This window comes from Chryseobacterium angstadtii (genome assembly GCF_001045465.1).
In the GTDB taxonomy this organism is placed as follows: domain Bacteria; phylum Bacteroidota; class Bacteroidia; order Flavobacteriales; family Weeksellaceae; genus Chryseobacterium; species Chryseobacterium angstadtii.
The window spans coordinates 463,836-477,066 of sequence record NZ_LFND01000001.1 but is presented as its reverse complement, the minus strand read 5'-3'; the positions used below and the strand labels follow the sequence as shown (position 1 = coordinate 477,066).

Here is a 13,231-nt window from a genome sequence, read left to right as displayed (position 1 = left end):
AAACGGTCCATTAAAGTGTTTAACGAACTCTGTATATGATAATTAACCTATCTTAGGCGGTTGCCAGATTTCTTTTAAACGGTCTGATAAATGAGGTGCAACGTATTGGAACTGAGGATTCTTATTGGTTTTATAATAAGACAGTTCGAAGTGTAAATTTTTTGAAAACGGAGTTTCTATATAGGTGTAGCATGTCGCACAGGACGAGCAGCAGTCGTCATTGCATGAAGATTTTGTTTTGTGGTCTTTGCTGCATTCTGAAGAATGGTTTTTGCAGCAGTCGCTTTTTTCGGACTTGGCTTTGCAGCACGTATCCTTCATGGGTTGAGAGTAGAAGCCGTCTTTAGGAACCAAAAAGATTCCTAGAAAAAATACCATTGTAAGGAGGTGAAACAGCTTCATCTCTGCAAAAGTACAAAAATTATGACAAAGGATCACCAACTTTTAAGGCGCAGTTGTGCCACGGCTCTCCGTGCGCGGGATTCAGTTTTGGTTTTTCACCTGTTGGCGGGGCGGCTGTTACAGGTCCCGGAACATTTTGTGCCGCATTTTGTACAGGTTGAGGTGCAGGAGCCGGAGCGGGTTTACTGCTTAAAGGCTGTCCTACCGGAATATCACATCTGTGACCTGGTTGCCCGTGTGGAGGGTTCATACCTGGCGCTGTTTTTACCTGTTTTCCATTGTTGTCTATCGCTACTTTTCCGGGAGACATTGAATTAGGGTCAATTTTAACAGCATTGCTTGGGTTTACCGTAATATTCTGTCCCGGAGCTGCCTGTGCCGGTGCCGGGCTTCCGGTTAAAGGCTGTCCTACCGGAATGTCGCATCTGTGACCGGGTTGTCCATGGGGAGGATTAAGTACTCCGGAAGGTGAAGATACAGGAGTGAGATTCGGTTTGGACGAAAAGCCAGCCTGGTCCATTAAAGAGGCTTTTGGGGCTGAATTTACGGCTATATTGGGCTGCTGAACACCAGCTTCTTCTTTTAAGTAGGTAGGCTTTTCATCTTTATTGCATGAAACGCTTATGATGGAAACGGCGATAACGCCCAAAATTGTATTTTTCATATCCTATCGGTATGAAACAAAATTAGCAAAACATTTTTAATTGTTTTGCTAATTTTATATTTATAATCTGTATTTAGAACTAATTTTTAACTAAAAGTCTAAATCCTTCTCCGTGAACGTTGATGATTTCCAATCCTTCATCGTCTTTCAACAGCTTACGAAGCTTGGCAATATATACGTCCATACTTCTTGCGGTAAAGTAATTTTCCTTTTTCCAGATTTTTCTTAAAGCCAGATCTCTCGGCATGAAATCATTTCTGTGGATGCAAAGAAGTTTTAATAATTCGTTTTCTTTTGGAGAAAGTTTGTACTCTTTATCACCTACTTTTAACTGTCTCAGCATAGAGTCGAAGAAGATGTTGCTGATTTTGAACTGCTCCTGTTCTTCATTTTCCAAAGTAGAGCTTCTCTGTAGAATTGCTTTGATTTTGTATAAAAGAAGTTCTGTATCAAACGGCTTTGTAATATAGTCGTCTGCTCCCAATTGGTAGCCTTTCAGGATGTCTTCTCTCATATTTCTTGCCGTAAGGAATATGATAGGTGTGTTTTTATCAATTTTTTTTACGTCTTCGGCTAATGAAAATCCATCTTTTTTAGGCATCATCACATCAAAAATACAGATATCAAATTCATTTTCTGTAAATTCTTTCAAGCCTTGTTCTCCATCTGTAGCAAGGGTTACCTCAAAGTTATTGATCGTCAAATAATCTTTCAGCACTGCCCCGAAACTCTGATCGTCTTCTACTAATAATATTCTGTTGCTCATGATTTTTAAAATTAATAATTAAAAATTAAGAATGAACGTTCTCACTCTGTCTTCCTATATTTTGTTTAGTTGGTTTTTATTATTACTCAATAATTTTATTTAACATCCCATCACTCATCACTCATCATTTATCATTCATCACTTATCATTCATCATTTATAACTTAGCTCATGGGTAATTTTATTGTAAACGTACTTCCTTTGTCTTTATGTGAGTCTACGAGAATTTGTCCTTTGTGCAGTTCTGCTATTTTCTTCACATAAGAAAGTCCCAGTCCCTGTCCTTTTACATTATGAATATTTCCGGTTTCTTCCCTGAAGAATTTCTCAAATATTTTTGTTTTGTTCTGGGTCTCCATTCCCATTCCCTTATCGGAAATTTCTATCACATACCAATTTCCTTCATTTCTTGTTTTTACATGAATCTCCGGTGCTTCGGGGGAATATTTGTTGGCGTTGTCCAGCAGATTCACAAGCATATTGGAGATATGGAATTCATCTATTTTAAAGGTATAATTGGTTGCATTGAATTCCTGTGTCAAAGAACCATTTCTCTGCTGTACGATAAGATTGAAAGATTCCGTTGTTTTTTTGATCAGCTCCCTTACATTGGTTTCTTTTAAAAACAGTTCTACTTCATTTCTTTCAAGCTTAGACATATTCAGAACGTTTTCTACCTGCTTCTTCATTCTTAAATTTTCCTGCTTAATGAGCTCCGAATAATATTTTACCTTATCCGGATTGGTCGCAATCTTGTCATTGGCCAGCGAGTCCGTAGCTACGGAAATGGTAGCCAGTGGAGTTTTAAACTCGTGGGACATATTATTGATAAAGTCTGTCTTCACTTCTGCCAGCTTTTTCTGCCTCATCATATAATTAATGGAGATAATATAGATTCCAAGAATAGTCAGTAGAGAAAGAAAAGTTCCCAAAAGCATCGGCCAGTTGTTCATGGCCAGTGAGTATTCCTTTTTCGGAAATACCAAAGCCAGACTGTATAAAGTCCGGTCTTTTATATCGGTGAAAAGAGGGTAGCTGTAAGTATTGCTGTCTTTTTTCTCCTTGTACACTTTATTGACGACGCTGGTGAGTTTATTGCTTTTGTCGATTACTGCATACCCGAATTTTGCGGTAATCCCCCTTATTTTGAGTTCTTTCGCAATCACAGAATCAAGGATGTTGGGATCTACTCTTTTGGCAATCGGGAGATTGGTACCGAGAACTTTTACGAATTCTTTTACAGCGTAATCACCATTTTCAATATCGTTGTTAAGTTCTGTGGTAAGAATTTCGCGGTTGGTCGTATCTTTCTTTACTTTATAAGCCGCTGCATCCGTATACAAAGTAGTAAGCTTTACCGTATCTCCTTTGGGAGAAATTGGAAGCTGTGTTTTTGAAATAATATTTTTGGAGTAGACAATCTGCCGCTGTGTACCAGAATCTTCAACCTGTTGAATTGTCGTTAAAGAGGGTTTGTCTTTGCTGGCAAGAATATTGTTTCTTAGATTATTATAGTTTTGATTCAGGTATTTATCGGCCTCAATTTCTTCAATGTTTTTCGCTGTATTTTCCAATGCGGAATATACTTTATTGGAAAATTCCTGCTCCAGAGCACCATAATAACCTTTCAGCCAATAAAATTGGAGCGTAACGAAAACAATCAGTGAGATTGTCATAAACACCGAAATTATTGGGATGAATTTGTTATTCATTATTTGATTTTAATATATATGAAAAAAATGAATGTTAAAATTAATTATTTTAAGACTTCATAAACAAAAAACGAGCCAAAAAATTGTTTAATTTCTCTTAAAAGGGAGTTTTTTAACAATTATTTATGAATTGTAAATTACTTGTCCTATGAAAAGTCCTGCAAACTGATAAAATAAGTAGCTTTGGTAAAAATAATTACTTATGGAATCTAATATCATTTTTAACAAAGATTTTGATTCAGACAGCGTCTATGTCATGAAGATTTATGATGCTGATGTTTCAAAAGTGTGGGATTATTTTACAAAATCTGAATTATTGGATCAGTGGTGGGCTCCAAAACCCTGGAAATGCGAAACAGTAAGTCAGGATTTTAAAGAAGACGGAGTCTGGCATTATGCAATGGTAGGCCCTGAAGGTGAAAAAATGTACGCAAAAGTGCAATATGGAGAAATCATGGAGCACCGGAGCTTTGATGGAGTAGACTCTTTCTGCGATGAGAAAGGAAATGTGAATGCAGATTCCGGACAATCGAAATGGCTGTTTGGATTTACAGGCGTGGAAGAGGGAACGAAAGTAACAGTCAATATTCACTTTCCGACTCCGGAAACGATGAAGCTGCTGCTTGATATGGGTTTTGAAGAAGGATTTAAAATGGGTCTTTCACAATTGGAAGAAATGATTTAGTTTGAAAATGGTGTGGCACTTTGAAATTTTTGTTAAAGAAAAGACGGGCTAAAGCCCGCCTCTATTGAATTTTTAAACCTATATTTTCAAAGTGCCACATCAGCAAATCATCGCATCATCATATCAACAAATCATTGCATCAGTCCATCACTACATCAAATAAGTTCTTCTTCCTGAAAATAGTGTATAATTGCTTTTTTCATCAGAAGAGATTGTTCGTTGGGTCTTAATTCCGGAAGTTCTTCCAGTCTGTCGTATTGTGGCCATCCGTCTTCATAGTGGGTGAATTTATAGTATCCGAAGGGTTCCAGTAATCTGCATACTGCAATGTGGATCAGATTTACTTTGTCTTCTTTTGTATATTTCTGCTGGCCGCTTCCAAGCTCCTGCAGCCCGATCAGAAACAGGAGTGTTTCAATCGGGGGATTTTTTTCAGTTTCGAAATTGTCTTCAAAAAACTGCTCTATCTTTTTCCAGTATTCGGATTCATTCATAATGTTTGTCATTTACTTTCTTCAGCTTTTTTTGCATCTTCTTCTCTTGCCTTTTCAAGAAGCTGTTGCAGTTTTTTTTCTTGCTTTTCTTTAAAAAATTCTCGCTTTTCTGCCTTTCTGATTTTATCCTTTTGTATTAGATAATAAATAATGGCTATGGCAAGGAATGTTAGCAACAGCATAATTTTGTTTTTAAAGTTGAAGAAAAAATTAAAGTTATTTTTTGTCAATCATTAAAAGAAACGCATATTCCAGCGCGTCTTCTTTCAAAGATTCAAACCTTCCGCTGGCACCGCCATGCCCTGAGCTCATATCCGTTTTGAACAGTAAAAGGTTGTTATCAGTTTTCAGTTCTCTCAGTTTTGCGGTCCATTTGGCGGGTTCCCAGTATTGTACCTGAGAATCGTGGAAGCCTGTGGTGATCAGCATATGAGGATAATCTTTCGCCTCCACATTATCGTAAGGAGAATATTCCTTCATATATTGATAATACTCTTTATCATTAGGATTTCCCCATTCGTCATACTCTCCGGTGGTCAATGGAATGGTTTCGTCCAGCATAGTCGTTACCACATCCACAAAAGGAACCTGTGCTACAATTCCGTTGAAAAGCTCAGGTTCGTAATTCACAACTGCGCCTACCAGAAGTCCGCCGGCACTTCCACCCATCGCATACATGTGATTGGAAGAAGTATAATTTTCCCTGATCAAATGCTTTCCGGCATCAATGAAATCGAAGAAGGTATTTTTCTTAAACAGCATTTTTCCGTCTTCATACCATTCTCTGCCCAGATATTCTCCACCCCGGATATGGGCAATGGCATAAATAAAACCTCTGTCTAAGATAGAAAGCCTTACATTGGAGAAACTTGCGTCTACCGTATGCCCGTAGCTTCCATAACCATATAATAATAATGGAGTGTCTGCTGATTTTTTAGTGTCTTTGTGGTAAACCAGTGAAATAGGAACCATAGTTTCTCCGTCTCTGGATGGTGCCCAGATTCTTTCCGAAATATAATTTTCAGCATGAAATTTTCCACCAAGAACTTCCTGTTGTTTCAGAAGCTGTGTGGTCTTTTCCTTCATATTATATTCATACGTTGAACTTGGCTGCGTAAGAGAGGTGTAGCCATAACGCAGAACTTCGGTATCAAATTCCATATTGATTCCGATATATGTGGTATACGTAGGATCGGAAAAAGGAAGATAATAAGACTCCTGAGTTTTTTCATCAATAATTTTGATTTGCAGAAGACCTTCTTCTCTTTCTTCAAGAACAAGATAATCTCTGAAAATTTCAAATCCTTCCAACAGAACTTCGGCGCGGTGAGGAATTACATCTGTCCAGTTTTCCATACTGCAGTGGTCAATCTTCGTTTTTACGATCTTAAAATTGGTAGCGTCGTCTGCATTCGTAATGATATAAAACTCATCTTCATAATGTTCTACCGAATATTCCAGATCATCTATTCTTGGCTGAATAGTTTTCCATTCCGCAGCAACATTGTCGGCAGGAATAAATCTGTGCTCGTCCGAAATTGTACTGGAGCTCGCAATGAAAATATATTCCATTGATTTTGTTTTGAAAACATTCACGTCAAAAGTATCATCCTCTTCATGGAAAATCAGGATGTCCTCTGAAGCATCTGTGCCCAGTTTATGTCTGTATACCTGAAAAGCACGCAGACTTTCATCCTTTCGGATATAGAAAACGTGTTCGTTGTCATTCGCCCAGACCGCTTTTCCTGTTGTATTCAGAATCTGATCTGAGAAAATTTCTCCTGTTATCAGGTTTTTGAAGTTGATGGTATAAATTCTTCGGCTGACATTGTCCGATGAAAAAGAAACGAGCTGATTGTTGGGAGATACGGCAACACTTCCCACTTCAAAGTAAGTTTCACCTTCTGCTAAAATATTTACATCAACAATAATTTCTTCTTCGTTGTCAAGACTTTTATGCTTTCTGCAGAAGATAGGATATTCTTTTCCTTCCTCATAACGTACGATATACCAGTATCCGTTGAAAAAATAGGGGAGAGACTCGTCATCTTTTTTGTAACGGGCCTTCATTTCTTCAAAAAGCTCTTCCTGAAAGGCTTCCGTATCTTTCATGATCTGCTCTTCATAAGCATTTTCCTCTTCCAGGTATTTGATGACTTCAGGATTTTCTCTTTCATTAAGCCAGAAGTAGTTGTCTGTTCTTCTGTCGCCGTGTATTTCTAGTATTTTTTCTATTTTTTTTGCCTGTGGAGCTTTCATCCGAATATTTTAAGTTTTTATTGGGAGACGAAAGATGCTTATGTATTTCCTCATTTTTGAGAATGATTTTAAGCATCATTTCATTCAATATTAAATTTCGTTCAAATTTAGTTAAAAAAAAGCCATCTTTCCTGTATTGAAAAGACGGCCGTTTTTATCTTAAAAATTAAAGACTATTTATGCAGTGCTTTAATATATTTTTCAAGTGCCATTGTCATAGATGGAGTTTCCTTTGTAGGCGCCATAAGGTCTACTTTCAGGCCAGCTTCTTCGGCAGCTGCCAAAGTGGTATTTCCGAAAACACCAATTTTGGTTTCTTCCTGCTTAAAGTCCGGGAAATTCTGCTGAAGAGATTTGATTCCCTGCGGGCTGAAAAAGATCAGCATATCATAATCCTTGGCATTGATGTCCGTAAGATCGCTGCATACCGTTCTGTACATGATGGCTCTCGTCCAGTCTACATTAGCAGTTTCCATCGTTTTTACGATATCCGGGCTCAGTACGTCTGAAGACGGAAGAAGGTATTTTTCAGTCGGAAATTTTTTAAACAGAGGCAGAAGGTCTGAGAAGTTTTTCTCCCCAAAGCTGATCTTTCTCTTTCTATAAACAATATGTTTCTGAAGATAGTTGGCAATCGCCTCAGACTGGCAGATGTATCTCATCGTATCCGGAACGGCAAAACGCAGTTCTTCGGCAAGTCTGAAGTAATGATCTATCGCATTTTTGCTGGTGAAAATAATTCCAGTAAACTGCGTCAGATCTATCTTCTGTGTTCTGAGTTCTTTGTTGTCAACTCCTTCGACGTGGATGAAAGGGCGGAAATCAATCTTTATTTTTTCCTTCTTTGCTATATCCAGGTATGGAGAAGACTCACTAGGCGCTGGTTGAGAAACCAATATAGACTTTATTCTCATCATTGACTTTTATTAAAAAAATAACAACTTCCAAAGCAGCAATAAAGGCGCGATTTGGAGGGTGCAAATATACAAAAATTTATAATACCATTTTTCGGGAAGTATGTTGTTTTTGTGAAACAAATAGAAGAAAATCTTGAAAACCACGACAAATGCGAAGAAGCAGAAATAATAGAAAAATATTTTATTTCTGTCTACAGGGAAATAGTAGTGGGTTACACACAAAATTATCAGCAAAAATGATAGAATAAAGTAAAATTTGGTGGAGGTGAAGTAAAAAACAGTCCATTTTCTGCCGTCACCTATACTTTGATAAAATAAAAAGCCTAATGTAGATTTTGAGGCATAAAAAAATACCACAGCTAGTAAAGTATATCCGAATTTATTGAGCTGATACCCCATAAGCTGGAGATCGGCAATATATTTCGGGACAATAGGGATGTACTGCGAAAGCAAAACAGAAAGCGTAAGAGCTGTCACACACGAGGTGATCATCCAGCTTGGCAGGTTGTTGCTTGCGTCAAAATATTTCTGAAGAAGAAAATCTTTCAGGCTGGCATCTCTTTCTATGACATTCATCATGAAAACATACAGGAATATGCAGCCTATTAATATAAAGATTACCCAGTCATTGTTCTCAGGTATTCTTACATGGTTGATGAAATTTTGTGATAACAGCAAAGGAATGTTTTTTGCAAAATTATAGATTATTTTGTATAAAATAAAAAGGTTAAATAAACTATCTTTGCAAACTGAAATGAAAAAACTCGTCATTATCCCTACATATAACGAAAAGGAAAATATTGAAAATATTATTTCCGCGGTTTTTGCATTGGAGGATGACTTTCATATTTTGGTGGTGGATGATTCTTCTCCGGATGGAACGGCAGAGATTGTAAGGGAGCTGCAAAAAAGATTTCCGCATTATCTGCATCTGTCGGTAAGGCATGTAAAAGACGGGTTGGGAAAAGCATATATTCATGGTTTTCAATGGGCTATCGAAAATAAATACGACTACATTTTTGAAATGGATGCCGATTTTTCGCACAATCCAAGTGATCTTCCCAAACTTTTTGAAGCCTGCCTGAATGCAGATATGGCCATAGGATCGCGTTATTCAAAAGGAGTAAATGTAGTGAACTGGCCTATGGGGAGAGTTCTTCTTTCTTATTTTGCTTCCAAATATGTACGGTTTATTTTAGGCCTTCCGATTCATGATACTACAGCAGGTTTTGTCTGCTTTTCAAGAAAAGTTCTCGAAGAGATCGGGCTGAATAATGTAAAGCTTAAAGGATACGGTTTTCAGATCGAAATGAAATTCCGTGCTTTTAAAAAAGGTTTCAGAATTGTGGAAGTTCCTATTATATTTACCAACAGAATTTTAGGAGAAAGCAAAATGAATGGAGGAATCATTCATGAAGCTGTATTTGGAGTTTTAAATTTAAAATGGAAATCAATAATCAACAGATTATGAAAAAGCTGGTCTTCATTTTCGTTATGCTGTGCATGTTCTCATGCGGCGACTATATAGACAAACCCAAGAATTTGATCGAGCCTGATGCTATGGCTGAGATCCTTGCTGATCTGGCTATTACGGATCAGGCGGTTATCATATATCAGAATAAAAATTTAGAGGCAGGAACAAGATTTGTTCTTAAAACCCATAAAGTAAAGTCTGAAGATTTTGTGGAAAGCTTCAAATATTATGTGGTGAAAGATAAAATGAAGGATATTGCAGATCAAGCGAAGGAAATTATCCTGCAAAAAGATCCGAAAGCGGATAAGTACATTCAGAATAAATTGAAAGGAACTTTACCTGCGCCTATTTTAGAAAAATAAATATGATGCGGAAACGGATTCTGTCTTTAAAAACAGAAACGTTAGTAGCGGTGAATTAAAAGAATATACGAATGAAATTTTTTAATATAGAAAAAACCTCTGAAGGAAAAGCCAGGGCAGGAGAGATCACCACGGACCACGGGAAGATCCAGACACCTATCTTTATGCCTGTAGGAACTGTAGCAAGTGTAAAAACGGTTCATCAGAGAGAATTAAAAGAAGACATTAAGGCCCAGATTATTCTGGGAAATACATATCACCTGTACCTGCGTCCTACCATGGATATTATGGAGCAGGCAGGAGGATTACATAAATTTATGAACTGGGATCTTCCGATTCTTACCGATTCAGGAGGTTTTCAGGTGTTTTCACTTTCCAAAAGCAGAAAGATGTCTGAAGAAGGAGTGAAATTCAAATCTCACATAGACGGAAGTTATCACTTATTTACTCCCGAAAAATCGATGGAAATCCAGAGACAGATCGGAGCGGATATTTTCATGGCTTTTGATGAATGTACCCCTTATCCGTGCGAATACAATCAGGCCAAAACATCTATGGAACTTACGCACAGATGGCTGAAAAGATGTATCGACTGGACTGAAGAAAATAAAGAAATCTACGGACACAAACAAAGACTTTTCCCAATCGTACAGGGTTCTACGTATTCTGATCTCAGAAAAATTTCTGCTGAAGTTATTGCTGAAGCAGGTGCAGAAGGAAATGCAATCGGCGGACTTTCTGTAGGCGAACCGGAAGAAGAAATGTACAGAATCACGGATGAAGTAACCGATATTCTTCCAAAAGAGAAACCAAGATATCTGATGGGCGTGGGAACTCCCTGGAATATCCTTGAATCTATCGGTTTAGGTATTGATATGATGGATTGTGTAATGCCTACCAGAAATGCAAGAAATGCAATGCTTTTCACATGGCAGGGTGTGATGAATCTTAAAAATGAAAAATGGAAGAACGACTTTTCTCCTCTTGATGAATTTGGGACAAGTTTCGTTGATAAAGAATATTCTAAGGCTTATTTACGCCACTTATTTGTATCTAAAGAATATCTGGCCAAACAGATTGCTTCGGTTCATAACCTTGCGTTTTATCTGGACCTTGTAAAAGTGGCAAGAGAACACATTGTAGCAGGTGATTTCTACGAGTGGAAAAAATCTGTAGTGCCCGTTCTGAGACAAAGACTTTAAAATAAAGACATCATGATCAAGATTATAGACAGATATATCATCAAAAAATACCTTGGAACATTCAGTTTCATGCTGATATTGCTGTCTATAGTGGTGCTCGTGATAGATGTACAGCAGAAAATCCCGAGGATAGAAAATGCCAAAGCACTGGATCCCAAACTTGATCTTGTATACTTTCTGATTCATTTTTATCCGTTCTGGATTATCAATCTTGTGGTAACCTTTCTGGCTATTCTGGTATTTATTTCGGTGATTTATTTCACATCCCGAATGGCGAATAATACGGAGATTGTTGCCGTAATAAGCAGTGGAGCAAGTTTTCACCGCTTTGCAAAACCTTATCTGTATACTTCCATCCTCATTGCCATGATATCGCTTACGGTGAACCATATGGTGCTTCCGTGGGCCAATATCAAGAAAAATGAACTGGAAGCGTATACTTATAATGCTGCCAACAAAGAAAAAATTCTGGGAACAGGTCCTGCATCTGCCCAGTTCACCAAAACGGAATATATTTTCGTGAATTCCTGGAATAAAAGAGAAACAAGAGGTTCAGGTTTTGTGTATCAGAAATACGATAAAAACAGAAAGATGACCTATGAACTCAAGGCATCTGAAGTGTACTGGGACAAAGCCAAAAAGCAATTTGTTCTTACCAATTACCTGGAGAAAACCATTAACAAAGACAATACTGAGAAACTCGGAAACGGGGTTGAGTTGAGAAAAAATTACGGGCATTCCCCGGAAGAACTTTTTCCGAACGAACTTCTCGGTCAGAATAAAACCACTCCGGAACTCATCAAATTCATTGACAGAGAAAAAGAAAGAGGGAACAGCAACCTGAATTCTTATCTTAATGAACTTCATCAGAGAACCGCAATGCCGGTTGCTATTATTATCCTTACGTTCCTGGCGCTGTCTTTGGCTTCTCAGAAGAAAAGAGGGGGTCTTGGGGTGAATCTGGCTATAGGGATTTCACTGGCATTTCTCTTCGTTTTCTCTTTTGAAGCATTAAAAGTGGTATCAGAGAACAAAAGTCTTTCGCCTGCGGTAGCCATGTGGCTTCCTAACATGGTATTCTTTCCGCTTACCCTGTATCTTTATCTGAAAAGAGCCAATCAGTAAAGGAGTTTTATCTCCTTGTGATAGAAAGATCGTAAACCGTCTTTTTCAAGCTCGATCCACAGCTCTCCTTTTTCATCTGCATTCCGGATAATGCCATTTTGTCTTTCTTTTCCAATTTCGAAGACAGATATTTCATCCTTCCGGAATAAATTCAGATTGAATTGGGTAATAATTTCCTGTTCAGAAGGAATATTTTTCAACTTTTCCGACAGATATTCATGGAGACTGAATACAAAATCATTTAAATCGAAAACCTTCCCGGTAAGCGTCAGAAGAGAGCCTGCATGCGATATTTCGTCAAATGTATCCTGAAGGACATTGAAGCCTGCACCTATGATGAAATAATTATTTTGATTAATTTTTTTCTTTTCAATTAAAATTCCAACGATTTTTTTATTTTTAAGAATCATATCATTGGGCCACTTTATTTTTACATCATGATCAGTCAAATTGGCAAGGAAATCACGAATGATCACTGCGGTATAGTAATTGAATATAAAATCTGAGATCAGAAAGCCTTGAGTTTTGACAGCCAGCGTGTACGCAACATTTTTTTCGGCCGCTGCTGCCCATGTATTTCCGTATTGCCCGCGTCCTTTGGTTTGATTGAATGTAGTGACTCCTATAAAATCTGAATGTTCATAAAGTAAAAACTTCGAAACTTCGTCATTAGTAGAAGAGCACTCTTTTAAGTAAAATAATTGATCCATTTAAGAAAACTTTAAGACTTTAAAAGGCTAAAAATAAGGCTAAAGTAAAAGAAAAACAATAAATTTGCAGATTATAGATATTTTAATGAATAAAACAGCAGAAAAGCAGGCACTAATAGATAAAATTGTTGAAGCCATCCAGGACGTAAAGGGTGAAGATATTATGATTTTCGATCTTTCGAAAATTGAAAATTCTGTAGCGGAAACTTTTATAATTTGTAGCGGAAACTCCAATACGCAGGTTTCTGCATTGGCAGGAAGTGTTGAGAAAAAAGTAAGAAACGATCTTAAAGATAGACCTTGGCATGTAGAGGGTACCGAAAACTCAATTTGGGTTTTGGTAGATTATGTAACTGTGGTAGTGCATATTTTCCAGAAAGAAGTACGTGAATACTATGACATTGAGGAACTTTGGGGAGATGCAGCCATTACCAAAATAGAATATGAATTTTAAATTTTA

16 protein-coding genes are annotated in these 13,231 nt (G+C 37.4%); 6 read left to right on the top strand and 10 right to left on the bottom strand.

Features of this window, described 5'->3' with window-relative positions:
* Positions 1–42: 42 nt before the first annotated feature.
* The 4 genes from ACM46_RS02100 to ACM46_RS02085 all read right to left on the bottom strand — a co-directional run bounded on the left by ACM46_RS02100 (position 43) and on the right by ACM46_RS02085 (position 3,543).
* Positions 43–378 (bottom strand): hypothetical protein, encoded by a 336-nt coding sequence (locus ACM46_RS02100; RefSeq protein ID WP_241485953.1) that lies wholly within the window; start codon positions 376–378, stop codon positions 43–45.
* A 43-nt stretch (positions 379–421) separates the two neighbouring features.
* The gene (locus ACM46_RS02095; RefSeq protein WP_048504953.1) at positions 422–1,066 is read right to left on the bottom strand and encodes a hypothetical protein; all 645 of its coding nucleotides are present in this window, start codon (positions 1,064–1,066) and stop codon (positions 422–424) included.
* A 79-nt stretch (positions 1,067–1,145) separates the two neighbouring features.
* Positions 1,146–1,832 (bottom strand): response regulator transcription factor, encoded by a 687-nt coding sequence (locus ACM46_RS02090; RefSeq protein WP_002982671.1) that lies wholly within the window; start codon positions 1,830–1,832, stop codon positions 1,146–1,148.
* A 163-nt stretch (positions 1,833–1,995) separates the two neighbouring features.
* Positions 1,996–3,543 carry a sensor histidine kinase gene (locus ACM46_RS02085; protein ID WP_048504952.1) on the bottom strand — a complete coding sequence of 516 codons (1,548 nt, stop codon included), beginning with the start codon at positions 3,541–3,543 and terminating at the stop codon, positions 1,996–1,998.
* A 202-nt stretch (positions 3,544–3,745) separates the two neighbouring features.
* Here ACM46_RS02085 and ACM46_RS02080 point away from each other — a divergent pair, with 202 nt between their 5' ends.
* On the top strand, positions 3,746–4,228 hold the full coding sequence (locus tag ACM46_RS02080) for an SRPBCC family protein (protein WP_048504951.1): 483 nt from the start codon (positions 3,746–3,748) through the stop codon (positions 4,226–4,228).
* Between the two features lie 155 nt (positions 4,229–4,383).
* Here the strand turns inward: ACM46_RS02080 and ACM46_RS02075 are convergent, their stop codons facing one another.
* From ACM46_RS02075 to ACM46_RS02055, 5 genes are all read right to left on the bottom strand, one after another.
* Positions 4,384–4,722, bottom strand: coding sequence for a hypothetical protein (locus tag ACM46_RS02075; protein ID WP_048505566.1), 339 nt, complete (start codon positions 4,720–4,722; stop codon positions 4,384–4,386).
* Positions 4,723–4,730: 8 nt separating this feature from the next.
* Complete coding sequence (locus ACM46_RS23250) at positions 4,731–4,898, bottom strand: hypothetical protein (RefSeq protein WP_157859412.1); 168 nt, start codon at positions 4,896–4,898, stop codon at positions 4,731–4,733.
* A 40-nt stretch (positions 4,899–4,938) separates the two neighbouring features.
* Positions 4,939–6,981, bottom strand: a complete 2,043-nt coding sequence (locus tag ACM46_RS02065; RefSeq protein WP_048504949.1) for a S9 family peptidase — start codon at positions 6,979–6,981, stop codon at positions 4,939–4,941.
* 173 nt (positions 6,982–7,154) lie between these two features.
* Entirely contained in the window at positions 7,155–7,895 is a 741-nt protein-coding gene (locus tag ACM46_RS02060; protein WP_034724052.1) for a uroporphyrinogen-III synthase, read from the bottom strand.
* A 12-nt stretch (positions 7,896–7,907) separates the two neighbouring features.
* Entirely contained in the window at positions 7,908–8,576 is a 669-nt protein-coding gene (locus ACM46_RS02055) for a DUF4271 domain-containing protein (protein WP_117614417.1), read from the bottom strand.
* Between the two features lie 76 nt (positions 8,577–8,652).
* On the opposite strand from ACM46_RS02055, the gene ACM46_RS02050 reads away from it, so the two are divergent.
* The 4 genes from ACM46_RS02050 to ACM46_RS02035 all read left to right on the top strand — a co-directional run bounded on the left by ACM46_RS02050 (position 8,653) and on the right by ACM46_RS02035 (position 12,061).
* Complete coding sequence (locus ACM46_RS02050) at positions 8,653–9,369, top strand: polyprenol monophosphomannose synthase (RefSeq protein WP_048504947.1); 717 nt, start codon at positions 8,653–8,655, stop codon at positions 9,367–9,369.
* Positions 9,366–9,734 (top strand): DUF4296 domain-containing protein, encoded by a 369-nt coding sequence (locus ACM46_RS02045; RefSeq protein WP_048505565.1) that lies wholly within the window; start codon positions 9,366–9,368, stop codon positions 9,732–9,734. Before ACM46_RS02050 ends, ACM46_RS02045 begins: the two co-directional genes overlap by 4 nt.
* Positions 9,735–9,805: 71 nt before the next feature.
* A complete protein-coding gene (gene tgt, locus ACM46_RS02040) occupies positions 9,806–10,936 on the top strand; it encodes a tRNA guanosine(34) transglycosylase Tgt (RefSeq protein ID WP_048504946.1) in 1,131 nt (376 codons plus the stop codon).
* A 15-nt stretch (positions 10,937–10,951) separates the two neighbouring features.
* On the top strand, positions 10,952–12,061 hold the full coding sequence (locus ACM46_RS02035) for an LptF/LptG family permease (protein WP_048505564.1): 1,110 nt from the start codon (positions 10,952–10,954) through the stop codon (positions 12,059–12,061).
* Here the strand turns inward: ACM46_RS02035 and ACM46_RS02030 are convergent.
* Positions 12,055–12,771 carry a biotin--[acetyl-CoA-carboxylase] ligase gene (locus tag ACM46_RS02030; RefSeq protein WP_048504945.1) on the bottom strand — a complete coding sequence of 239 codons (717 nt, stop codon included), beginning with the start codon at positions 12,769–12,771 and terminating at the stop codon, positions 12,055–12,057. The genes ACM46_RS02035 and ACM46_RS02030 overlap by 7 nt on opposite strands.
* Positions 12,772–12,856: 85 nt before the next feature.
* Between ACM46_RS02030 and rsfS the strand changes: the two genes are divergently transcribed.
* Positions 12,857–13,225, top strand: a complete 369-nt coding sequence (gene rsfS / locus ACM46_RS02025; RefSeq protein ID WP_048504944.1) for a ribosome silencing factor — start codon at positions 12,857–12,859, stop codon at positions 13,223–13,225.
* Positions 13,226–13,231: the final 6 nt, after the last annotated feature.